At 73.5% G+C, this 22,129-nt stretch carries 22 protein-coding genes; 6 read left to right on the top strand and 16 right to left on the bottom strand.

Going from position 1 to position 22,129, the window contains the following annotated elements; translation table 11 throughout:
• Positions 1 to 2: 2 nt before the first annotated feature.
• The 3 genes from glcE to glcF are packed head-to-tail and all read left to right on the top strand — an operon-like array spanning position 3 to position 2,979.
• Positions 3 to 1,097, top strand: coding sequence for a glycolate oxidase subunit GlcE (glcE, locus tag G5B56_RS04730; protein ID WP_164962484.1), 1,095 nt, complete (start codon positions 3 to 5; stop codon positions 1,095 to 1,097).
• A 2-nt stretch (positions 1,098 to 1,099) separates the two neighbouring features.
• Complete coding sequence (locus G5B56_RS04725; RefSeq protein WP_164962483.1) at positions 1,100 to 1,735, top strand: class I SAM-dependent methyltransferase; 636 nt, start codon at positions 1,100 to 1,102, stop codon at positions 1,733 to 1,735.
• Positions 1,735 to 2,979, top strand: coding sequence for a glycolate oxidase subunit GlcF (gene glcF / locus G5B56_RS04720; RefSeq protein WP_164962482.1), 1,245 nt, complete (start codon positions 1,735 to 1,737; stop codon positions 2,977 to 2,979). Before G5B56_RS04725 ends, glcF begins: the two co-directional genes overlap by 1 nt.
• A 1-nt stretch (position 2,980) precedes the next feature.
• On the opposite strand, the gene G5B56_RS04715 is transcribed toward glcF, so the two are convergent.
• On the bottom strand, positions 2,981 to 3,952 hold the full coding sequence (locus G5B56_RS04715; RefSeq protein WP_164962481.1) for a DMT family transporter: 972 nt from the start codon (positions 3,950 to 3,952) through the stop codon (positions 2,981 to 2,983).
• Positions 3,953 to 4,097: 145 nt separating this feature from the next.
• On the opposite strand from G5B56_RS04715, the gene G5B56_RS04710 reads away from it, so the two are divergent.
• Complete coding sequence (locus tag G5B56_RS04710; protein ID WP_164962480.1) at positions 4,098 to 5,915, top strand: DUF885 family protein; 1,818 nt, start codon at positions 4,098 to 4,100, stop codon at positions 5,913 to 5,915.
• A gap of 279 nt (positions 5,916 to 6,194) precedes the next feature.
• On the opposite strand, the gene G5B56_RS04705 is transcribed toward G5B56_RS04710, so the two are convergent.
• On the bottom strand, positions 6,195 to 7,046 hold the full coding sequence (locus G5B56_RS04705) for an AraC family transcriptional regulator (protein ID WP_164962479.1): 852 nt from the start codon (positions 7,044 to 7,046) through the stop codon (positions 6,195 to 6,197).
• Positions 7,047 to 7,139: 93 nt separating this feature from the next.
• Here G5B56_RS04705 and glpK point away from each other — a divergent pair, with 93 nt between their 5' ends.
• Positions 7,140 to 8,639 carry a glycerol kinase GlpK gene (gene glpK / locus G5B56_RS04700; RefSeq protein ID WP_164962478.1) on the top strand — a complete coding sequence of 500 codons (1,500 nt, stop codon included), beginning with the start codon at positions 7,140 to 7,142 and terminating at the stop codon, positions 8,637 to 8,639.
• Positions 8,640 to 8,658: 19 nt separating this feature from the next.
• Here the strand turns inward: glpK and G5B56_RS04695 are convergent, their stop codons facing one another.
• The 14 genes from G5B56_RS04695 to G5B56_RS04630 all read right to left on the bottom strand — a co-directional run bounded on the left by G5B56_RS04695 (position 8,659) and on the right by G5B56_RS04630 (position 21,057).
• The gene (locus G5B56_RS04695) at positions 8,659 to 8,967 is read right to left on the bottom strand and encodes an H-NS family nucleoid-associated regulatory protein (protein WP_009859000.1); all 309 of its coding nucleotides are present in this window, start codon (positions 8,965 to 8,967) and stop codon (positions 8,659 to 8,661) included.
• A gap of 325 nt (positions 8,968 to 9,292) precedes the next feature.
• On the bottom strand, positions 9,293 to 9,796 hold the full coding sequence (locus G5B56_RS04690; RefSeq protein ID WP_164962477.1) for a GNAT family N-acetyltransferase: 504 nt from the start codon (positions 9,794 to 9,796) through the stop codon (positions 9,293 to 9,295).
• On the bottom strand, positions 9,793 to 10,260 hold the full coding sequence (locus tag G5B56_RS04685) for an OsmC family protein (protein WP_009858998.1): 468 nt from the start codon (positions 10,258 to 10,260) through the stop codon (positions 9,793 to 9,795). Before G5B56_RS04685 ends, G5B56_RS04690 begins: the two co-directional genes overlap by 4 nt.
• 61 nt (positions 10,261 to 10,321) lie before the next feature.
• Entirely contained in the window at positions 10,322 to 10,702 is a 381-nt protein-coding gene (locus G5B56_RS04680) for a DUF1992 domain-containing protein (protein WP_009858997.1), read from the bottom strand.
• A gap of 10 nt (positions 10,703 to 10,712) precedes the next feature.
• Positions 10,713 to 12,065, bottom strand: a complete 1,353-nt coding sequence (locus G5B56_RS04675; protein WP_164962476.1) for a tetratricopeptide repeat protein — start codon at positions 12,063 to 12,065, stop codon at positions 10,713 to 10,715.
• Positions 12,066 to 12,181: 116 nt separating this feature from the next.
• A complete protein-coding gene (locus G5B56_RS04670) occupies positions 12,182 to 13,570 on the bottom strand; it encodes an amidase (protein WP_164962475.1) in 1,389 nt (462 codons plus the stop codon).
• A complete protein-coding gene (locus tag G5B56_RS04665) occupies positions 13,570 to 15,072 on the bottom strand; it encodes an ABC transporter substrate-binding protein (protein WP_164962474.1) in 1,503 nt (500 codons plus the stop codon). Before G5B56_RS04665 ends, G5B56_RS04670 begins: the two co-directional genes overlap by 1 nt.
• Positions 15,056 to 15,871: an ATP-binding cassette domain-containing protein gene (locus G5B56_RS04660; RefSeq protein WP_009858993.1), complete on the bottom strand. Its 816-nt coding sequence runs from the start codon at positions 15,869 to 15,871 to the stop codon at positions 15,056 to 15,058. Before G5B56_RS04660 ends, G5B56_RS04665 begins: the two co-directional genes overlap by 17 nt.
• Positions 15,868 to 16,839 carry an ABC transporter ATP-binding protein gene (locus G5B56_RS04655; protein ID WP_240920657.1) on the bottom strand — a complete coding sequence of 324 codons (972 nt, stop codon included), beginning with the start codon at positions 16,837 to 16,839 and terminating at the stop codon, positions 15,868 to 15,870. The genes G5B56_RS04660 and G5B56_RS04655 overlap by 4 nt, the downstream gene beginning before the upstream one ends.
• Before the next feature lie 125 nt (positions 16,840 to 16,964).
• On the bottom strand, positions 16,965 to 17,966 hold the full coding sequence (locus tag G5B56_RS04650) for a porin (RefSeq protein ID WP_009858991.1): 1,002 nt from the start codon (positions 17,964 to 17,966) through the stop codon (positions 16,965 to 16,967).
• Positions 17,967 to 18,318: 352 nt separating this feature from the next.
• On the bottom strand, positions 18,319 to 18,843 hold the full coding sequence (locus tag G5B56_RS04645; RefSeq protein WP_009858990.1) for a class IV adenylate cyclase: 525 nt from the start codon (positions 18,841 to 18,843) through the stop codon (positions 18,319 to 18,321).
• A gap of 21 nt (positions 18,844 to 18,864) precedes the next feature.
• Positions 18,865 to 19,752, bottom strand: coding sequence for an ABC transporter permease (locus tag G5B56_RS04640; RefSeq protein ID WP_164962473.1), 888 nt, complete (start codon positions 19,750 to 19,752; stop codon positions 18,865 to 18,867).
• A complete protein-coding gene (locus tag G5B56_RS04635; protein ID WP_164962472.1) occupies positions 19,749 to 20,705 on the bottom strand; it encodes an ABC transporter permease in 957 nt (318 codons plus the stop codon). Before G5B56_RS04635 ends, G5B56_RS04640 begins: the two co-directional genes overlap by 4 nt.
• A gap of 109 nt (positions 20,706 to 20,814) precedes the next feature.
• On the bottom strand, positions 20,815 to 21,057 hold the full coding sequence (locus G5B56_RS04630) for a hypothetical protein (protein ID WP_050801800.1): 243 nt from the start codon (positions 21,055 to 21,057) through the stop codon (positions 20,815 to 20,817).
• A gap of 124 nt (positions 21,058 to 21,181) precedes the next feature.
• Here G5B56_RS04630 and G5B56_RS04625 point away from each other — a divergent pair, with 124 nt between their 5' ends.
• Positions 21,182 to 22,126 (top strand): LysR family transcriptional regulator, encoded by a 945-nt coding sequence (locus G5B56_RS04625; RefSeq protein WP_009858986.1) that lies wholly within the window; start codon positions 21,182 to 21,184, stop codon positions 22,124 to 22,126.
• The last annotated feature ends 3 nt before the right edge of the window (positions 22,127 to 22,129 follow it).

Here is a 22,129-nt window from a genome sequence, read left to right as displayed (position 1 = left end):
CGATGACGGCACACGAGGACGCGGCCCTGGGCCGCCTGGTCGAACGCGTGCGGGCCGCGGCGGCCGACGGCACGAAGCTCGAGATCGTCGGCGGCGGCACCAAGCGCTGGCACGGCGAGGCGCCTGCCGGCGAGCCGCTGGAAACGGCCGAGCTGGCCGGCATCAGCTCCTACGAACCGAGTGAACTCGTCGTCACCGCTCGCGCCGGCACACCGCTGGCCGAACTGGAGGCGGCGCTGGCCGAAAAGGGCCAGTGGCTGGCTTTCGAGCCGCCGCGTTTCGCCGCCGGGGGCACCGTCGGCGGCATGGTCGCCTCGGGCCTGGCCGGCCCAGGCCGCGCCGCGTCGGGCAGCGTGCGCGACTTCGTGCTCGGCGCGACGATGCTCAGCGGCCGCGCCGAGGTGCTCACCTTCGGCGGCCAGGTGATGAAGAACGTCGCCGGCTACGACGTGCCGCGCCTGCTCGCCGGCTCGCTGGGCGTGCTGGGCCTGATCTGCGAAGTCTCGCTGAAGGTGCTGCCACGGCCGCCGGCGGTGGCGACGCTGCGCTACGAGTTCGCCGAGGCCGAGGCGCTGCAGCGCCTGGCGGCCTGGTCGGCGCAGCCGCTGCCGATCTCGGCCAGCGCCTGGTGGGACGGCACGCTGGTGCTGCGCCTAGCCGGTGCCGCCGCCGCGGTGCAGTCGGCCTACGAGAAGCTGGGCGGCGAGCCGATCGAGCCGACGCTCGCCGACGGCTTCTGGACCGGGCTGCGCGACCAGGGCGACGAGTTCTTCGCCGGCGCCCGGGCCGCGGTCGAACGCGGCGCCGCGCTGTGGCGGCTGTCGCTGCCGCCGACCGCGCCGCCGCTGGGCCTGGCCGGCGAGCAGCTGATCGAATGGGGCGGCGGCCAGCGCTGGCTGTGCACGCCGCTGCCGGCCGCCGCGGTGCGTGCCGCCGCCGCGGCCGCCGGCGGCCACGCGACCCGCTGGCGCGGCGCCGGCGAGGGCCCGGTGTTCACACCACCCAAGCCGCCGCTGGACCGGCTGCACCGCCAGCTGAAGGACGCGTTCGACCCGGCAAGGGTCTTCAACCCCGGCCGCCTGTTCCCGGACCTCTGACGATGCTCGACTACTACGAACGCCGCGCCGCCGAGTACGAACGCATCTACCGCCGCCCCGAGCGCCAGAACGAGCTGCGCGTGCTGGAAGCCGAACTCGCCACCGCCTTCGCCGGGCGTTCGGTGCTCGAACTGGCCTGCGGCACCGGCTGGTGGACGCCGCACGGCGCACGCGACGCGCGGCGCTGGCTGGCCACCGACCTGAACCCCGGCCCGCTGGCCGTCGCCCGCGCCAAGCCGGTGCCGGGCTGCGTCGAGTGGCGCCTCGGCGACGCGACCGACTTCACCCACCTCGGCGACGAACGCTTCGACGGCGCTTTCGCCGGCTGCTGGTGCAGCCACCTGGAGCGAGCGCGCTGGGCGCCCTGGCTGCAGGCGCTGCACACACGCCTCGAGCCCGGCGCCCGCGTCGTGCTGCTGGACAACGTGTTCGTGCCCGGGCGCAGCACGCCGATTGCCCGCACCGACGCCCAGGGCGACACCTGGCAGCGCCGCCGCCTGGACGACGGCTCGGAGCACGAGATCCTCAAGAACTACCCGACCCGCGAAGAGGCCGTCGCCGCCGCCGGCACACGCGCCCGCGACCTGCTCTGGACCGAGCGCGAGCACTTCTGGGTCCTGACCTACACCCTCGCCTGATGCAGACCCATCTGTCGGCGGAGTTCCGCGGCACACCCGAAGGCGAGGAGGCCGAGGCCATCCTGCGCCAATGCGTGCACTGCGGCTTCTGCACCGCCACCTGCCCGACCTACCAGCTGCTCGGCGACGAGCTCGACGGACCGCGCGGCCGCATCTACCTGATCAAGCAGCTGCTCGAAGGCGCGCCGGTCACGCGCAGCACCCAGCTGCACCTGGACCGCTGCCTGACCTGCCGCAACTGCGAGAGCACCTGCCCCAGCGGCGTGCAGTACGGCCGCCTGGTCGACATCGGCCGCCACCTCGTCGAGCAGCGTGTCGAGCGCCCGCGCGGCGAACGCACGGCACGCTGGCTGCTGAAGGAAGGCCTCACCTCCCCGGCCTTCGGCCCAGCGGTCGCCGCCGGGCGCGCGCTGCGGCCGCTGCTGCCGGCGCGCGTGAAGGACAAGGTCACCGCCGCGCCGGGCGCACGCGCCAGGCTCTGGCCGCAGCGCGAGCACAAGCGCAAGGTGCTGATGCTGCTGGGCTGTGTGCAGCCCTCGCTGGCGCCGAACATCAACTCGGCGACCGCGCGTGTGCTCGACGCCGCCGGCATCCAGACCCTGGTCGCCGACGAAGCCGGCTGCTGCGGCGCGATCCGCGGCCACCTCGGCGACACCGAGGGCGCGCTGGCCGACATGCGCCGCAACATCGATGCCTGGTGGCCGCTGATCGAGGGCCTGACCTCGCAGGGGCGTGTCGAGGCGCTGGTGCTCAACGCCTCGGCCTGCGGCACGACGGTCAAGGAGTACGGCCACGCGCTGGCCCACGACCCGGCCTATGCCGACAAGGCGCGCCGCGTCGCCGAGATGGCGCGCGACGTCGGCGAGCTGCTGCCCGACATCGTCGCGGCGCTCAAACCGCGGCTGAAGATCGCCCCCGGCACGCGCGTCGCCTACCACCCGCCGTGTTCGCTGCAGCATGGCCAGAAGCTGCGTGGCGGCGTCGAGGACGGGCTGCGCGAGCTGGGTTTCGACGTGCGCCTGGCGGGCAGCGAGAGCCATTTGTGCTGCGGCTCGGCCGGCACCTACAGCGTGCTGCAGCCCGAGCTGTCGCAGGCGCTGCGCCGGCGCAAGCTGGCGCAGCTGGAGCCGCTGGAAGCCGGCGTCATCGTCTCGGCCAACTTCGGCTGCATCCAGCACCTGCAGGGCGGCACGAAAACGCCGGTGCGGCACTGGATCGAGCTGCTGGACGAGCTGATCGCGTGATTCAGGCGGCGGCCGGCACCGGCTGCGGCTTCGCACGCAGCGCCCAGGCGACGCCGGCGATCAGCAGCACGATGCCGGCCAGCGTGTCGGCCGGCGGCCACTGGCCGCGCAGCATGAAGGCGTAGGCCAGGCCGGCGAGCGACTCGAAGACGATCAGCTGGCCGGCCAGCGTCGTCGGCAGGCGCTGGCTGGCCTCGTTCCAGCACAGCGTGCCCAGCCAGGAGCACAGCAGCGCGACGACCAGCATCAGGCCGACGAAGCGCCACGGCGTCGGCCCCAGCGGCCCGCCGAGCTCGATCCAGCCCGCGGCCGACGCCAGGGCCAGCATCAGCGCCCCGGCCAGCGCCAGCGGCAGCGTCGCCAGCCCCTGCGCGGTGGCCCAGGTCGACGGCGATCGGTCGGGGTGGGCGCGCAGCCAGTCGGCGTTGCGGATCGGGTACCAGGTCCAGCAGGCCATCGCGCCGACGGCCAGCAGCGCGCCCAGGGCGTAACGGCCGCGGTCGGCATCGGGCGCGAGCTGCGCCAGCTCGGCGCGGTTGACCAGCGCCAGCCCGGCGCCGATCAGCAGCAGCGAGGGCGCCAGCTGGCGCCACGACAGCAGCCCGTCGCGGTGCCGGTTGCGGCGGTTGGAGGCCACCGCGATGACCAGCGGCAGCGTGCCGATGATCATCGTCGGCAGCGGCCCGCCGGCGCGCTGGATCGCCGAGGACAGCAGCAGGTAATAGAGCAGGTTGCCGACCATTGCCAGACGCAGCGCGTCGGCCCAGTCGGCGCGGGTCAGCTCGCGGATGCGCGCCCGGTCCAGCCAGGCCAGCGGCAGCGCGATCAGGCCGAAGGCCAGGTAGCGCCCGACCGACAGCATCGCCGGCGGGTAGGCCGCCAGCAGCAGCGGGGCGACGAAGATCAGCCCCCACATCAGCCCGGCGGCGAGTGCGAACAGGGTTCCGGAGACGAGCGCGGCACGGTGGGACATGGGGCGATCGTGCCGCAGCGGCCGGCGGCGGTCTTGTACCGGATTGCGCCAGCTTCGTCGGCGCCCGCCGCGCTTCGTCGCACCGGCGGCGCGCCGGCCCGGCCGCCGCCAGAATCGACGGCTTCGCCGTCCACGAGACCTCCCGATGCCGCTTCGCCTGCTGGCCGTCGCCGCCGCCCTGACGCTGGGCAGCGCCGCCACCACCCCGACCGCCCTCGCCGCCCCGGCGGCCACCACCGCCAAGGCCACCACCAAGGCCGACGTCGGCGCGACCCGCACGCTGCACGCGCTGTTCGCGCGCCAGTGGGAGGACAGCGCGCGCCGTTACCCCGAGTGGGCCACCTGGCGCGGCGACCACCGCTACGACGACCGGCTCGGCGAGGTGTCGCCCGAGGCCGAACAGGCGGCCCTGGCCCAGGAACGCCGCTGGCTGGCCGAGGCGCGGGCGATCCCGCGCGCGCGGCTGTCGCCGGCCGACCGCGTCTCGCTGGACCTGTTCATCGAGCAGCGCGAACGCCACCTCGCCGAGCAGCCCTTCGAAGGCTGGCGCAGCCTGCGCATCGCCGCGATGGGCGGCGTGCAGTCCGAGTTCTCCAGCCTGCTGCGCATGATGCCGATGACCGGCCGCGCCGACGCCGCCAAGGTGCTGGCCCGCATGGCGGCGCTGCCGCGGCGCATCGACCAGGAGATCGCGCTGATGCGCCGCGGCCTGGCGCTGGGCTGGGTGCCGGCGGCGCCGGTGCTCGACCGCGCGCTGGCGCAGATCGACGCCCAGCTCCCGGCCGACCCGACCGCCGGCCCGTTCTTCGAGCCCTGGCGCCGCCTGCCGCCGACACTGCCCGCGGCCGAGCGTGCGGCGCTGGAGGCCCAGGCCCGCGAGGCGATCGAGCGCGACGTCGTGCCGGCGATGCGCCGGCTGCGCGAGTTCGTCGCCGGCGAGTACCGCGCGAAGGCGCCGGCCGACGGCTCGCTGGCGCGTTACCCGGACGGCGCACGCGTCTACGAGATGCTGGTGCGCCAGCGCACGACGACCGCCCTGGGCGCCGACGCCATCCACGCGCTCGGCCTGCGCGAGCTGGCCCAGCTGCGTGCCGAGATGGAGGACGTGAAACGCTCGACCGGCTTCAGCGGCGACTTCGCGGCCTTCGTGAAGTGGCTCAACACCGACCCGCGTTTCTTCGTCTCCGGCCCCGACGAGCTGCTGCAGCGCTACCGCGCGATCGCCAAGCGTTTCGACGCCGAGATGCCGCGGCTGTTCGCCGAGCTGCCGCGCGGCACCTACGGCGTGCGCGGCATGCCCGAGCACCTGGGCCCCGATGCCGCCGAGTTCTACGAAGGCGGCGCCGCCGACGGCAGCCGGCCGGGCTGGTTCAACGCCAACCTCGTCGGCTGGCGCCAGCAGACGACCTGGGGCATGGCCACGCTGGTGGCGCACGAGGCCGTGCCGGGCCATCACCTGCAGGGCGCACGCGCGCTGGAGCTCAGCGACCTGCCCGACTTCCGCCGCGAAGGCGGCGGCTACACCGCCTACGTCGAAGGCTGGGCGCTGTACGCCGAGACGCTGATGCGCGAGCTCGGCGCCTACGACGATCCGTACAGCCTGTTCGGCCACCTGCAGTGGCAGGCCTTCCGCGCCGCGCGCCTGGTCGTCGACACCGGCCTCCACGCCCGGGGCTGGAGCCGCCAGCAGGCGATCGACTTCATGGTCGAGCGCACCGGCGTCGACCGCCCCTTCGTCGAGGCCGAGGTCGACCGCTACACCTCCGACCCCGGCCAGGCGCTGGGCTACATGGTCGGCCGGCTGAAGCTCGACGAGCTGCGCGCGCGCGCCCAGGCCCGGCTGGGGCCGAAGTTCGACCTGCGCCGCTTCCACAACGCGCTGATCGACCAGGGCGAGCTGCCGCTGTCGACGCTGGAAACGCTGGTCGACGAGTGGATCGCGCGCGAGGCGCGGCGACGCTGAAAGCGACGCCATCGACTCCCAAGGGCGCGAGGCGCGGCGACGCTGAAAGCGACGCCATCGACTCCCAAGGGCGCGAGGCGCGGCGCTGAGGGCGAGCCCCGCCGCCCCCTGCAACGCGGCACGGCAAAGCGGCTCATCAAGCTGACTGGAGCCTCCCTCGCGGAGGGAGGCTGGAGGGTGTGGTGGAACGAGCTGGAGCACCCTCCCGGAGGGGGCTCGGGGGAGCTGTGCGTGACAGCCGCAAGCTAGGAGTCTGCGCGGCAGAAGCCGCGCAGACTCCTAGCGCGCGCGCACCTGCCGCTGGTAACGCGCGGGCGTGACGCCGTAACGCGCCGCGAAGGCGCGTGTCAGGTGCGCCTGGTCGGCCAGCCCGGTGGCTGCGGCGACCTCGGCCGGCGCGACGCCAGCGGCGAGCTGGCGCTGCGCGGCCTGCAGGCGCAGCGACATCAGCACCTGCTGCGGCGTCGCGCCCTGCGCCTCGCGGAAGCGGCGCAGGAAGTGGAAGGGGCTCAGCCCCGCCACGGCGGCCAGCTCCTCCAGCGTCAGGCGTTCGGCCAGGCGCGCCTGCATGCAGTCCAGCACCACGCCGAAACGCGGTGCCGCCTCGCGTGCCGCGGCGCGGTCGGCACGGGCGTGCGGGCGCAGCACGTCCAGCAGCTCGGCGAGCAGGCCGTCGAAGGCCAGCGGCTCGTCGGCGGCCTGCCACAGCGCGGCCAGCAGCCGGCCGACACGTCGCGCACGCGGCGCGTCGGCCGCCACCGCGTCGGCGAAGCACCAGCGCTCGCCGGTCAGAGCCTGGACCAGCGCCTCGTCGACATAGGCCATGCGGTAGCGCCAGCCGGCCTCGGTCTCGGCGCGGCCGGTGTGCAGCTCGCCGGGGTTCATCAGCACCAGCGAATCGGCCGGCGCCAGCAGCTCGCTGCCGCGGTAGCGGAAACGTTCGGCACCGGCCTCGATCGCACCGACGCCGAAGCCGTCGTGCGCGTGCGGCTCGAAGGCATGGCGCACGATCGCCGCGCGGTACAGCTCCACGCCCGGGCGGTGCGCCGGGCGGCGGAACTCGGCGGCGTCCTCGCGGGCCTCGAAAGCCTGCGGGACACCGGGCATGGACGCGGCGGGCGTGATCGTCATGGCGGGTGCCGCAATCTACCGCGGCCCGCGGGCGATGGCTTCCGCCGGCGGCGCGCCGCTCCTATGCTCGCCGGCACCGAACAGGAGCACCGCATGTCCCGCCACGTCCTCGCGCTCGACCAGGGCACGTCCAGCTCGCGCAGCATCGTCTTCGACGAGACCGGGCGCATCGTCGCGCTGGCGCAGCGCGAGTTCCGCCAGCACTACCCGCAGCCCGGCTGGGTCGAGCACGACCCCGAGGAGATCTGGCAGAGCCAGCTCGCCACCGCACGCGAGGCCATCGCCCGCGCCGGGCTGACGGCACACGACATCGCCGCGATCGGCATCACCAACCAGCGCGAGACCACCGTCGTCTGGAACCGCCGCACCGGCCAGCCGGTGTGCAACGCCATCGTCTGGCAGGACCGCCGCGGCGAGCCGCTGTGCGCGCGGCTGCGCGCCGACGGGCTCGAGGAGACGGTGCGGCGCAGCACCGGCCTGGTCATCGACCCGTATTTCTCGGCGACCAAGATCCGCTGGATCCTGGACCACGTCAACGGTGCGCATCTCGCCGCGGCGCAGGGCGAACTGGCCTTCGGCACCGTCGACAGCTGGCTGATCTGGAAGCTGACCGGCGGCCGCGTGCACGCCACCGACGTCAGCAACGCGTCGCGCACGATGCTCTACGACATCCGCCACGACACCTGGGACCACGGGCTGCTGGCCGCGCTGCACGTGCCCGACAGCCTGCTGCCGCAGGTGCTGCCATCCAGCCATGCCTTCGGCGAGACCGACGCCGGGCTGTTCGGCGCACCGATCGCCATCGCCGGCGTCGCCGGCGACCAGCAGGCGGCGCTGTTCGGCCAGGCGTGCTTCGAGCCCGGCCTGGCGAAGAACACCTACGGCACCGGCTGCTTCATGCTGATGCACACCGGCGAGCGTTTCGAGCGTTCGGCCAACGGCCTGGTGTCGACCGCCGCGGCGCGCACCGGCACGGCACGCGAGTACGCGATGGAAGGCAGCGTCTTCATCGGCGGCGCCGTCGTGCAGTGGCTGCGCGACGGCCTGCAGGCGATCCGCGCCAGCGGCGAGGTGCAGGCGCTGGCCGAGAGCGTGCCCGACGCCGGCGGCGTGATGTTCGTGCCGGCTTTCACCGGCCTGGGCGCGCCGTACTGGAACGCCGACGCGCGCGGCACCATCGTCGGCCTGACACGCGGCAGCACGGTGGCGCACATCGCGCGTGCGGCGCTCGAGAGCATCGCCTTCCAGAGCGCGGCACTGCTGCAGGCGATGGCACGCGACGCCGCGGCGCAGCCGGGCGGCCGGCCGCTGACCGAACTGCGCGTGGACGGCGGCGCCTGCGTCAACGATCTGCTGATGCAGTTCCAGGCCGACCTGCTGGGCATCCCGGTGCTGCGCCCGCAGGTCACGGAGACGACCGCGCTGGGCGCGGCCTACCTCGCCGGGCTGGGCGTCGGCATCTGGCGCGACCGCGCGGAGCTGGCGGCGCTGTGGCAGGCCGAGCGCCGCTTCCTGCCGACGATGGCGCGCGACCGCGCCGCCGAGCTGATGGCCCGCTGGGAACGCGCCGTGCGCCAGACCGTCGCCGAATGAGCGTCGGCGGCGCGCCGCCTCAGGCCTTGGACTCGAGGTCGCGCAGCGTCTTGCCGGCGGCCAATGCGTCGCGAACCCATTGCGGGCGCTTGCCGCGGCCGACCCAGGTATTGCCGGCTTCGTCGCGGTATTTGGCGACGACCAGCTTGCGTTTGCGCGCACGCGGCTTGGCGGCCACGAGGCCGAGATCGGCGGCGGTGAGGCCGTATTGGGCGATCTGCTCGCGGATGGTGGTGATGACGGCGTCGAGTTCACGACGCCGGATCTTCTCGGCTTCGGCCTTCAGCGATTCGATCTGCTGGAGAACCTGGCTGTATGTTTTCGTCATTTTCATTCCGTGCTGGACGCAGCCGCCAACGTCCTCCCCACGGGCCGGTTACGTTGACCGGCCCGCCCGCCTGCCGACGACGGCGGGTGATTCGCGCGGGCCGGCGGCCCGCGCAGCGCGGAACTTACCACGACGGCGATCCGAATGCCGTGGCGCCGGCCATCGCCAATGCAATTCGTCAGCGGGCCCCATGAAACGCTCGAATCGCGACCGCAATTTCGCTGAATTGACGGGCGCACCGGCCATTGACGAGGCCGTGTGATCGGCGCTTATGGGCCAGCGTTCGTCCGGCAGATGAAATGCAATGCGCCGTGCGGCCGGCCCGTTACGGCGCGACGTGGCGCCAGACGACGGCACGGTCGCCGAGGAAGTCGATCTCGGTGTCGGCCACCGCGCCCAGGCGTTCGGCGAGGCGGATCGAGCGCTCGTTGGCGGGCCGGATCAGGCTGATCGGCGAGACGATGCCGCGCACGTCGCGGCCCCAGGCGAGCGCGGCACGCGCCGCCTCCTCGGCGTAGCCCTGGCCCCAGGCGTCGCGCGCGAGCAGCCAGCCGAGCTCGCAGCCGGGCCAGCCCTCGGGGTGCATGAAGCCGACGCGGCCGAGCATGCGGCCGTCGCTCTGGCGCTCGACGGCCCACATGCCGTGGCCGCGCAGCGTCCAGTGGCCGATGAACATCGCCACCTGGCGCCAGGCGACGTCGCGCCCGACCGGGCCGCCGGCGCCGATGTGGCGCATGACCTCGGCGTCGGCGCACATCTCGGCATAGGGCTCGACGTCGGCCGGGCCGAAACTGCGCAGCACGAGGCGCGCGGTGCGCAGCCGCGTCATGGCTGCGGCTCCAGGCGCACCTCGGTCTTCACCGAGTTGGCGATGAAACACGCCTCGTGCGCACGGTGGTGCAGCACCGCCAGGCGGGCCGCTTCGGGCACGGCGTCGCCGGCCAGACGCACACGCGGGCGCAGCGTCACGGTGGTCAGGAAGGGCCGGCCCTGCTCGTCGCGCCCCATCGTGCCGACGGCATCGTCGACATAGGAGTCGACGCGCCAGCCGGCGCTGGCCGCCAGCGACAGGAACCAGAGCATGTGGCAGCTGGCCAGCGAGGCGACGAACAGCTCCTCGGGGTCGACGGCGCTGGCGTTGGAGTACGGCAACGGCACGACACCGGGCGAAGCCGAGGCGGCGATCTCGGCTCCGCCGTCGAAACGCAGCGCATGCAAGCGGCTGTAGCGCTGGTCGGTGAAGGCCTCGGCGGGCTGGCGCCGCCATTCGACCTGGGCGTGGTGTTCGGACATGGCCCCTCGCGGACGACTGGACCACGGCATTGTGCGCCTGCACACGCCGCCCGGACGGCGATCAGAGGCTGCCGCTGCGGCGCAGGTGTTCGAGACGCAACGCCAGCAGCTGGCGCTTCTCGGCGACACGCTGGCGCTTGGCGCGCCAGGCCGGCGTGTCGGCCTCGGCCGCCGGCGCGGCGTCGAGCTCGGCCTGCAGCGCGGCGATCTCGCGCATCAGCTCGACCTCGGCCGGCACGTGGCCGGCGTCCTTCAGGATCTTGAACGGCATCTTCAGGCCGTCGGGCGTCTGGTCGTAGCCGTCGTCCAGCGCCAGCGGCCGGCCCCAGCTGGGCGCGGACTTCAGCTCGCCGTTGTCCTGGCTCTCGCGCAGCGCGTCGGCGATCTGCTCGTCCAGCGTGCGCAGGCGCTCGAGGCGCTCGTCTTCACGCCGCGTCGCCATGCCCGCGTCCTCAGGCGCGCGCCTCGCGCGCCAGGCCCAGGCGCGACACCCAGTGGCGCGTCAGCGCCGTCGCCGGCTTGGCCATCAGGCGCTCGTTGAGCAGCGCGCGGCCGAGGTCGCGCCGCCGGCCCTGCACCGCCGCGGCGAGCAGGGTCTGGTCGATCAGGTCGCGCTGCGCATGGCTGCCGCCGAGCGCAGGCGCCGACATGCGCGCCGGGTAGAGGCTGTCGGCGGCAGTGTCGAAGTCGCCGCGCGCGAAGGCCAGCAAGGCGCGCATCAACGGCAGGCCGACCTCGCGTGCCATCGTGTGGTTGACGCGGCGCGCGTCGTCGAGGGCGAGCGCACGTTCGGCGCAGCGCGCCACCCAGCGTTCGGCGCGGCCGACCTGGCCGGCGGCGAGCAGCGCGATGACACGGTGCAGGTCGTTGAAGGCGTAGTGGCCGGGCTCGTCGTCGGCCTCGGCCCAGGCGTCGGCCAGCGCCAGCGCACGCGCCGAGACGTCCTCGCCGACGAGGTGCAGCCGCCACAGCATCGCCGCGGCGTCGACACGCTGCGGCGTCGTCGTCAGCGTCTCGGCCGTCAGGTGGCCGTCGACCAGGCGCAGCACACCGGCGCAGTCCATCGCCTCGACGCGGAACAGCGCCTTGTGCCACCACAGATGCGACGCGAAGGCGTTGCCGTCGGCCCAGTCGTGCTGGTGCAGACGCAGCCAGGCCGAGCCTTCGTCGTGCCGGCCCTGCATCTCCAGCACGTGGGCCACGGCGTGCACCGCCCAGGTGACGCGGCGGTCGGCCTGCAGCGCCTGGCGCGCGGCCTCCTCGGCCTGCGGGTACAGGTTGCACTCCTCCAGCCCGAAGGCGTAGAGGCCGAGCACGAAGGGGTACAGCGGGTCGTCGGCGTCCCAGTCGGGCAGCGAACGCGCCGGGCGCATGCGCATGCCGGCGCTGTCGCCGCGGTGCAGGTCCCACTGGTGCGTCCACTGCAGCGCCAGCGCGTCGCGCGGGTACTCGAGCAGCAGGTCGTCCCAGCGGCGGCAGGCGTTGTGCCAGCGGCCTTCGAACACCAGTTGCAGCGCCTCGAGGTGGGCCCGCTCGCGCACACCGGCACCGCCCAGACGCTCGCGCGCCGCGTCCAGGTGTCGGACCACCGCGCCGAGTTCGCCGGGGTCGGTGGCGGCGAGCAGCCAGCCCGCCTTCATCAGGTGCGGCATCGCCCAGCCGGGATCGGCCGCGATCGCCGCGTCGAGATCGGCCAGCGGCGAGTCGTAGAACGACATCAGCCGCCACAGCGCCGACTCCGCGGCATCACGCGCCGCGGCGACACCGCAGCCGACGGGATTGCCTCGCAGATCGAAAAACGCCATGGCGGGACTGTAGCGCGAGCCTGTAACACGCCCCGGCGGGGCTCAGTCCTCGCGCGTGCCATCGCGCTCGGGCCTTCGGCAGGCGCAGAACGCCTTCCGGCGTCCTGCGTCCGGCCTCAGATCGGCGGCCCGGCCGGCAGCGGCGGCCGCAGCCGTTCCCAGGCGCGCGCCAGTTGCAGCACGCCGAGGTCGTCGTGGCGCCGGCCGGCGATCTGCAGCCCGACCGGCAGGCCGTCGGCGGTCATGCCGGCCGGCACCGCGACGGCCGGCTGCTCGCTCATGTTGAACGGCAGCGTGAAGCCGATGTGCGCCATCGCCCGCGCCGGGTCGTTCGTCGGGCTGGCGTGCAGCGCCGGGAAGGCCGGCACCGGCGCCACCGGCGAGAGCACGAAGTCGAACCGCGCGCAGGCGGCGACCGCGGCGTCGCGCAGCGCGGCCATCTGCGCGTGGCCGTGGAAGACCTGGGCGGCGCTGTAGCCGGCCCCGCGGCCGGCCCAGTCGCGGATGAACGGCAGCACACGCTCGCGGCGCCCGGGCGGCAGCGCCTGCAGGTCCAGCCACGAGCGCATGCGCCAGAACAGGTCGATGCCCTCGGCCATCTCGGGCGTCGTGAACGGCGCCAGCGGCTCGACGATGCAGCCGGCGGCCTCGAAAGCGCGAGCGGCGGCGGTGACGATCTCGACGTGACGCGGCTCGGGCGCCAGGCCCCAGCCAGCGTCGAGCAGCAGGCCCAGGCGCAGGCCACGCAGGTCCAGGTCGTCGAGCCGGTCCCAGGCGATGGCCTGCGGCGGCAGGCTGGTCGCGTCGCGCGCATCGGGGCGCGACAGCTCGGCCATCAGCAGCGCGGCGTCGGCCACCGTGCGCGTGATCGGCCCGGCGCAGCGGCCGGCGTACGGCGGCACGATCGGCACACGGCCCAGGCTGGGCTTGAAGCCGACGACGCCGCACCAGCCGGCGGGCAGGCGGATCGAACCGCCGATGTCGGTGCCGACGTGCAGCGGGCCGTAACCGGCGGCGGCCCCGGCGCCCGCGCCGGCGCTGCTGCCGCCGGGCGTCAGCGCCGGGTTCCACGGGTTGCGTGCGGCGGCGTGCAGGCTGGACAGTCCCGAGGACAGCATGCCGTAGTCGGGCATCGTCGTGCGCGCCACGAAGACACAGCCGGCCTCGCGCAGGCGCGCCGCGGGCGGCGAGTCCTCGGCTTCGGGCGCGGCCTCGACGGCGGCGCAGCCCAGCGGCTTGGGCCAGCCGCGTGTGCCGACGTTCTCCTTGAGCATCGCCGGCACGCCGTCCAGCGCCGACAGCGGCCGGCCGCGGCGGTGGCGTTGTTCCGACTCGGCCGCCGCGGCGAGCGCGCCGTCGGGGTCGAAGCCCCAGGTCGCGTGCAGCGTGGGTTCGAGCTGTTCGACACGCTCGATGACGGCCCGCGTGGCCTCCACCGGCGACAGCTCGCCGCGCCGGTACAGCGTGGCCAGCGTCGCGGCGTCGAGCGCGTGCAGCGCCGTCATCAGCCGCCCCAGGAGACGGCGGCCAGGTCGTTGGCGAAGATCGGCGAGCGTGTCCACAGCCCGCGCAGGCCCTTGCGCCAGACCGCCACCTGCGCCGGGTTCCAGAGGAAGACGCTGGCCGCGTCGTCGGCCAGCTTGCGCTGGATCTCGCGCCACAGCCGCGCCTTCTCGCGTGCGTCGTTGCTCGCGGCGTGGGTCGTCACGAGGCGGCGGAAGTCGGCGCTGTCGTAGCCGAAGTAGTACTTCGGGTCGGCGTAGGCGGTGGCGTAGTCCAACGGCTCGACGTGGTTGATCAGCGTGAGGTCGAACTGGCCCTTGAACGCGCCCGACAGCCACTGCGCCCACTCGACGTTCTCGATCTTCGCGACGACGCCGACCTTGGCCAGCATCGCGGCGACGATCTCGCCGCCCTTGCGCGCGTACGGCGGCGGCGGCAGCGTCAGCGTGACCTGCAGCGGCGTCGTCACGCCGGCGTCCTTCAGCAGCGCACGCGCCTTGTCGGGGTCGTAGGCGACGAGGCCCGACAGGTCGACGTAGCCGCTGTCGGTGGGCGCGAAATGGCTGCCGATCGGCTGGCCCAGGCCTTCCTGGGCGCCGGCGATGAAGGCGCGGCGGTCGATGGCGTGCGTCAGCGCGCGGCGCACGCGCACGTCGTCGAACGGCTTGCGCCGGTGGTTGACCGCCAGGATGCCCTTGCCGGCGGTGGCGCCGACCTCGACGACGAAACGCCGGTCGGCACGCAGCTGCGGCAGCGCCTGCAGCGCGGCGAAACGCGGCATCGCGTCGACGTCGCCGGCCAGCAGCGCCGCGACCTGGGCCGCCGGGTCGTTGATGAAGCGGAAGACGACCCGTTCGAGCGCCACGCGCGCGGCGTCGCGGTGGCCGGCCCACTTGGCCAGCGTGACGCTGACGCCGCGTTTCCAGTCCTCGACGCGGTACGGCCCGGTGCCGACCGGCCGCGTCGCGGCATTCGCGGCGCTGGCCGGGTGCAGGATGACGGCGCTGCTCTCGCCGAGGCGAAACGGCAGCGCCGCATCGGCGTGGGTCAGCGTCAGGATGACGGTCTGCGGGTTCTCGACGGTGATGCGGGCGATGTTGTCGAACACCGCCTTCTTCGCCTTGTTCGTGCTGCCCTCGGCGCGCGCGCGCTCGAAGCTCCAGCGCACGGCTTCGGCGTCGAAGGCCGCGCCGTCGGAGAAGGCGACCCCGCGGCGCAGCCGGAAGACGTAGCTCTTGCCGTCGGGCGAGACGGTCCAGGACTCGGCCAGCAGCGGCGACACGCTGCCGTCCATGCCGATCTTCGTCAGCCCTTCGAGCACGTTGTAGTGCACGATCTCGCCGATCGCCGCGGCCGGCGCGACGGTCGGGTCCAGGCCGGGCGGCTCGAGCACCATGCCGAGCACCAGGCGCTTCTTCGCCGCCTGGGCCTGCGCAAGAGGCTGCGCCGCGGCCAGCGGCAGGCCGGCCAGCAGCGTGTTGACGGTTCTACGGGTGGGATTCATGGCCGCGCGATTCTGCGCCAAGGGCCGCGGCCAGCAGCCGGCGCGTGTACGGGTGCTCGGGGGCGCGGAACAGGCGCTCCGGCGTGCCGCGCTCGACGACCCGGCCCCGGTACAGCACCAGCACCTCGTCGCTGACGAGGTCGACGACGGCCAGGTCGTGGCTGATGAACAGATAGGCGACGCCGTAGCGCTGCTGCAGGTCCTGCATCAGGTTCAGCACCTGCGCCTGCACCGAGACGTCGAGCGCGCTGACCGGCTCGTCGGCGACGATCAGCTTCGGCCGCGTGACGAGGGCGCGTGCGATCGCGATGCGCTGGCGCTGGCCGCCGCTGAACTCGTGCGGGTACTTCGGCAGATCGGCCGGGCCCAGGCCGACGGCTTCCAGCACCTCGACGGCGCGTGCGAGCTGCTCGTCACGCCCGGCGCCGTGCAGCACGGCCAGCGGCTCGGTGACGGTCTGCAGCACGCTGCGCCGCGGGTCCAGCGAGCCGTACGGGTCCTGGAAGACCATCTGGAACTTGGCGCGTGCGCGCCGCAGCGCCTCGGGCGCCAGCGTGTGCAGGTCCTCGCCGTCGAGCCGCACGTGGCCGGCGCTCGGCGCCTCGAGCGCCATCACCAGGCGCGCCAGCGTGCTCTTGCCCGAGCCCGATTCGCCGACGATGCCCAGCGTGCGCCCGGCTTCAAGCGTGAAGTCCACGTCGGCCAGCGCCTGCAGTTCGGTCGCCGGCGCGAAGAGCTGTTCGCGCGGCAGGCGGTAGCGCTTGCCGAGCCCGTGGACCTGCAGCAGCGGCGCCGTCATGCGTGCACGCGGATGCAGCGCGCCTCGTGGCCCGGGCCGACGGCCACCGGCGCCGGCAGCGCGGCGCGGCACTCGGCAACGGCCTGCGGGCAGCGCTCGGCGAAGGGACAGCCGGCGGGGCGACGGCCCAGCGCCGGCACGCGGCCGGGGATCGTCGCCAGGCGGGTGCCGCGCGGCAGGCCCAGGCGCGGCTGGGCGGCGAACAGCGCGCGCGTGTACGGATGCGCCAGGCGCTCGAAGACGGCGGCCGTCGGGCCGCTCTCGACGACGACGCCGGCGTACATCACGAGCAGGCGCTCGACCGACTGCGCCATCACGCCGAGGTCGTGGCTGATCAGCAGCAGCGCCATGCCGGTGGCGGCACGCAGTTCGGCGATCAGGTCCAGCACCTCGCGGCGCACGGTGGCGTCGAGCGCGGTGGTCGGCTCGTCGGCAATCAGCAGGTCGGGCGCGCAGGCCAGCGCGATCGCGATGACGACACGCTGGCGCTGGCCGCCCGAGAGCTGGTGCGGGTAGGCGTCGAGCCGGCGCGCGGCGTCGGGCAGGTGCACACGTTCGAGCAGCCGCAGCGCCTCGGCGCGCGCAGCCGCGGCCGACAGCCCGCGGTGCAGGCGCAGCGGCTCGGCGATCTGGCGGCCGACGGTGTGCAGCGGGTTCAGCGCCGTCATCGGCTCCTGGAACACCATTGCCAGGAGGTCGCCGCGAAGCGCGCACCAGTCGCGTTCGGCGAGCGTCGTCAGCTCGCGGCCGTCGAGGACGATCGAGCCGCTCGTGCGCGCGGCCTCGGGCAGCAGGCCCATCAGCGCCAGCGCGGTCAGCGACTTGCCGCAGCCGGACTCGCCGATCAGGCCCAGCGTGCCGCCTCGGCCGAGCGTGAACGAGATGCCGTCGATCGCGGCGGCATGGGCGCCATCGGGCACGGGCAACCGGACACGCAGGTCGTCGACGGCAAGCAGGGGAGCGGACACGGGCGGCAACGATAGCGCCGTCGCCAGGACGGCATGAAAAAAGCCCCGGCGCCGGGGCGCGGGGGCTTCGGGGAGTGTCGCCACTCCGGATCGACCGGCGGCCGTGGCCGCCGGCGACCGTTCGATCAGAACGAGTGGCGGATGCCGATTTCCAGGCCTTGCGACTTGTCGCCGGCGTCGATCGTCGAGTAGTCGTTGGACACCGTGAACTTGGCGGCGTCGTCGTTGTCGATCACCGCATAGGTGCCGTACAGCGCGGTGCGCTTGCTCAGGTTGTAGACGGCGCCCAGGGCGATGCGGTCGGCATCGCGATCGGTGGCGTCGTTGGACTTGCTCTTCGAGTACGCGGCGCGCAGCACGAAGGCACCGACCGGCACGGTCGCGCCGACGGTGTAATGCTTGTCCTTGTTGCCTTGGTACTTGCCTTGCTGGTAGGCGGCCATCAGCTTGGCGACGCCGAGGTCGTACGAACCGCCGATGACCGTCAGCTTGACGTCGCTGTTGGTGACTTCGGTCTGGCCGTAGCCGACGTTGACGTTCAGCGGGCCGGCGGCGTAGCCGAGGCGACCACCGTAGTACTTCTTGCCCGCGGTGCCTTCGCCAGCGGCGACCGACAGCTGGCCGTACACGCCGCCGAGGTTGGCCGGCAGGAAGTAGGTGACCTGGTTGTCGTTGCGGACCTTGGAGTCGACGCTGCCCCAGACCTTGTAGATGCGGGTGGTGTCGCCGATGCCGGTCGTGCCGAAGGCGTCGAAGTCGGCCAGCGCCGAGTAGGTCGGCGCGAAGTCACGGCCCAGGCGCACTTCGCCCAGCGAGTCGGAGATCAGGCTGACCGTCGCACGGCGGTGCCAGAAGCGGGCGTTCGGCTGCGAACCTTCGTCCGGCTTGACTTCGGACTCGAGCCAGAAGCCGGCCTTCAGGCCGCCGCCCAGGTCTTCGACGCCGCGGAAGCCGAGGCGGCCGGTGCTCAGGCCGCTGCTGCCGAGCACGTCACGCGTGCCGGCGGTGTCGTTGTCCAGATGACGGTAGGCGACGTCCAGGACACCGAACACGGTGACCGACGACTGGGCCGACGCGCTGCCGGCGGCAGCGGCCAGGACGGCCAGAGCGATGAGGGACTTCTTCATTTGGATTCCTCGTTGGGGGATGGAGATTCAGACACACAGGCCGCAGCGAGGCGGCACCTCAGCGAACGAGAGGCTACGAACCGTCCGGAGGCTCAACTAGCTCTTCTATTGCAATAGTGCGCTACGCCAGGAGAAATAATAAACCCCGATTGCCTTCGCCAATTCGTCATGACAAGCGCTTACTCGCGCTTGCGCGGCGCGCGCCCCCGCGTAACGGGCCCATATGACAGTTTGCGCGCGCCTGGGCAAGCACCCGCGCGCCAGTTCGACACCGGCTGCAGACGGCGGCTGCTGCGTTCACGCAACAGCCCAGGACGTTGCTGCAGCGCAACGCCGAAGACCGGTTCCACGCTCAGCGCGGGCCTTGCGAGGCCAGAAGATCGGCGTAGGACGGCGCCACACGGGGCGCCGCGGCCAAACCGAGCGCCTCCAGCAGGGCCTCGGCGATGCGCTGCCCGTCGGCATCGGACTGGTCTTCGGCGAGCACGACCTCGACCTCGACGAAGTCGCCCAGACCCTCGACGCGGTCGAGATGCAGCCGGGCGCCAGCCACGAGCGCCAGCCAGCGTTGCTTGCGCACGCGGGCGCGCACGCCCAGGCCGCGGCCGAGCACCCGGTGCAGCGCGTCGGCCGTGCCGCCGACGCCCACACGCTCGTAGTCCGAGGCGCGGGCCGCGTCGGTGTCGGGGCGTTCGTAGTGGATCAGCTCGGCCGTGCCGTCACCGAGGCGGCGCAGCTTGAGCCGCCCGGTGGGCACGGCGTAGAACACGTCGTCCTGCTCGAGGCGGGTCAGCACGCCGCCGGCCAGCGCCCGTGCCCGCTCGCGCAGCGGGTCGATCGAGCCGACCCGGACCTTGATCTCGATGTTGCGTGCCATGCGCTGCCTGCCCGGACACGATCATCGCGCCACGGCGCCGCCACGCGCCAGCCTCGGATCGAGCAGGTCGCGCAAGGCGTCGCCCAGCAGGTTCAGGCCGAGCACCGTGGTCATGATCGCCAGGCCCGGGTAGACGGCCTGCATCGGTGCCTGGAACCACTGCGTCTGCGCCTCGTTGAGCATGCGTCCCCAGCTCGGCCGCGGCGGCTGCGTGCCCAGGCCCAGGTAGCTGAGCGCGGCCTCGGCGAGGATCGCGGTGGCGAAGGCGATCGTCGCCTGCACGACCAGCGCCGCGGCGATGTTGGGCAGCACGTGGTCGAGCGTGATGCGCCAGCCGCCCTTGCCGGCGGCGCGCGCGGCGAGCACGTACTCGCGCGCCCAGATGCCGAGCGCGGCGCCGCGCGTCACGCGGGCGAACACCGGCACGTTGTACAGCCCGATGGCGACGACGCTGGTCGCCAGTCCCGGACCGTAGACCGCGGCGAGCAGGATCGCCGACAGCAGCGCCGGAAACGCGAAGGTGAAGTCCGCGGCACGCATCAGCAGCTCGTCGAGCCAGCCGCGGCGCGCGGCGGCCACGCAGCCGAGCGTGACGCCCAGGACGAGCCCGATGGCCACCGCGACGACGCCGACGAGCAGGCTGGTCTGCGCGCCGGCCATCAGCAGCGAGACGATGTCGCGCCCGAGGCTGTCGGTGCCCAGCCAGTGCGCCGCGGACGGCGGCTGCAGCCGCGCGCCGATGTCCAGCTCGTCCGGCGCCCACGGCGTCCAGACCAGCGAGACCAGCGCCAGCAGCAGCACGCTGCCGACCAGCAGCGCGCCGAGCACGAAGCCCGGACTGCGCCGCGCCCGCGCGGCGAAGGAGACGCCGGCCGGCCCCGCCAGGCGGGAATGAGCCCCGGGGCTCATGCGTGCCGCAGCCGCGGGTCGACGAGCGCGTACAGCACGTCGACGACGAAGTTGACGGCGACGACCAGCGCCGCCAGCAGCAGCACGACGTCGCGCACGACGACGAGGTCGCGGTTGGCCACCGCCTGGAACACCAGCCGGCCCAGCCCGGGGAGCACGAACACGTTCTCGACGACGATGGTGCCGGCGACGAGGTTGGCGAACTGCAGGCCGGCGACGGTCAGCACCGGGATCGCGGCGTTGCGCAGCACGTGGCGGTGCAGCGTCTGGCGCCGCGACAGGCCCTTGGCCCGCGCGGTGCGCACGTAGTCCTCGCCCATCGTGTCGAGCACCGCCGAGCGCGTGACGCGCGCCAGGATCGCCGCCTGCACCGCCGCCAGCGCCAGCGCCGGCAGCGCCAGCGCCTTCAGTCCTTCGAGCAGGCCGCCGCCTTCGTCTGCGCTCCAGCCCGGGAAACCGCCGGCACCGACCCACTGCAGCTGCACCGCGAACAGCAGGATCAGCAGCATCGCCAGCCAGAAGCCGGGCACCGCCAGCCCGAGCTGGGTGGCGATCATCACGCCGACGTCACCGGCGCGGCCGCGGCGCGCCGCGGCGTAGACGCCCGCGGCCAGCGCGACCACGGCGGTCAGCACCATCGCCAGCGCCGCCAGCGGCAGCGACACGCGCAGGCGCTCGGCGATCAGCTCGGCGGTCGGCGTGTCATAGGCGATGCTGTCGGCGGTGCGGCCCTGCAGCAGGGCGCCGACCCACTCGGCATAACGCTGCGGCGCCGGCCGGTCCAGGCCCAGCCGGGCCTCGAGGGCGGCCACGGCCTCGGGCGTCGCGGTCTCGCCGAGCACCACCTCGGCGGCACTGCCGGGCAGCCATTCCAGCACCACGAAAACGATCATCGACGCCGCGACGAGCGTCAGCACGAAGGTCGCGAAGCGGCGCAGCAGGAACACGGACATCGCGGGCAATGATGCCCGATGCGTCCGGGCGGCCCGGCGAAAGAACGGCCCCGGCGCACGAGGCGGCGGGGCCGGGGGTGGCGGCCGCGCGGGCCGCCGGGGGGGGTGATCAGTCGCCCAGGCCTTCGTGGCGGGCGGCAGCGGCGTACAGGTCGGCGGCGAAGCCGGGGTCGGTGTTCTCGACCTGGTGCGCCAGCTCACGGACCGACGCGATGTCGTGCACACGCGCCGGGGTCTCCGGGTGATGCGCCAGCCGCTTCATCAGGCGGGAGAACAGCTCGGCCGCGATCAAGGCGCCGCGAGGGGTGTCCTGCGCCGGTGCGACCGATTGAACCTCAACGTACATGCCCATCTTGTTTCCTGTCGGCACAGCCCTCGTGGGGCTGCGATGAAGGCATTTTCAGGGTTTACCCGATCACGATCTACTGAATGTTCTGCATCTGGCACATAAGCAGCGTTCATATCAGAATCGGTTCATGAACTTCCGCACGCTGGACCTGAACCTGCTTCGTGTCTTCGACGCGGTGATGACCGAAGGCAGCCTGACGCGGGCGGCGCAGGTGCTTTCGGTGACGCAGCCGGCCGCCAGCCATTCGCTCAAGCGCCTGCACGAGGCCGTCGGCGAGCCGCTGTTCGTGCGCGGCGCGCACGGCATGAAGCCGACGCCGCGCGCGCAGGCGCTGTGGCCGGTGGTGCGCGAGGGGCTGGGCGAGCTGCAGCGGGCGCTGGCGCCGGAGGAGTTCGACCCGCGCACCCAGGAGGCGAACTTCCGCATCACGATGCCGGATGCACCGGCCGCCGTGCTGACGCCGATGTTCGTGCGCGCGATCGAGTCGCGGCAGGCCCGGGTCAACCTGCGCATCGTGCCGCTGACCAGCCGCGACCCGCGCGCGATGCTGCGCGACGGCGAGGCCGATCTCGCCGTCGGCCACTTCCCGGAGGCGATCGCCGCGCTCGTCGCCGGCGGCGCGCAGACCGGCCTGCTGCACCGCCAGCTGCACCGCAGCCACTACGTCTGCGTGATGCGCCGCGGCCACCCGCTGGCCGACACGCTGACGCTGGACGCCTTCTGCGAAGCGCACCACCTGCTGGTCAGCTTCTCGGGCCGGCCGCACGGCATGATCGACGAGGCGCTGGCGGCGCTCGGCCGGCGGCGGCGCATCGTGCTGACCGTCAACCAGTACTTCACCGCCGGCCGCGTCGTCACGCAGTCGGACCTGATCACGGTGCTGCCGCTGTCCTTCGTCGCCGCCACCGGCACCTCGCACCGGCTGGTCACGCGGCCGCTGCCGGGGCCGGTGACGCTGCCGCCGGTGGGCGTGCAGATGGTCTGGCCGGTGCGCCAGGACGCCGACCCGGCACACCGCTGGCTGCGCCAGCTGGTGCAGCAGGCGGTCGGCCGGGAGGTGCCGGCCGAGTGAGCC

This window comes from Rubrivivax sp. JA1026 (assembly GCF_011065555.1).
In the GTDB taxonomy this organism is placed as follows: domain Bacteria; phylum Pseudomonadota; class Gammaproteobacteria; order Burkholderiales; family Burkholderiaceae_C; genus Rubrivivax; species Rubrivivax benzoatilyticus.
This window is presented reverse-complemented; position numbering and strand designations above follow the sequence as displayed.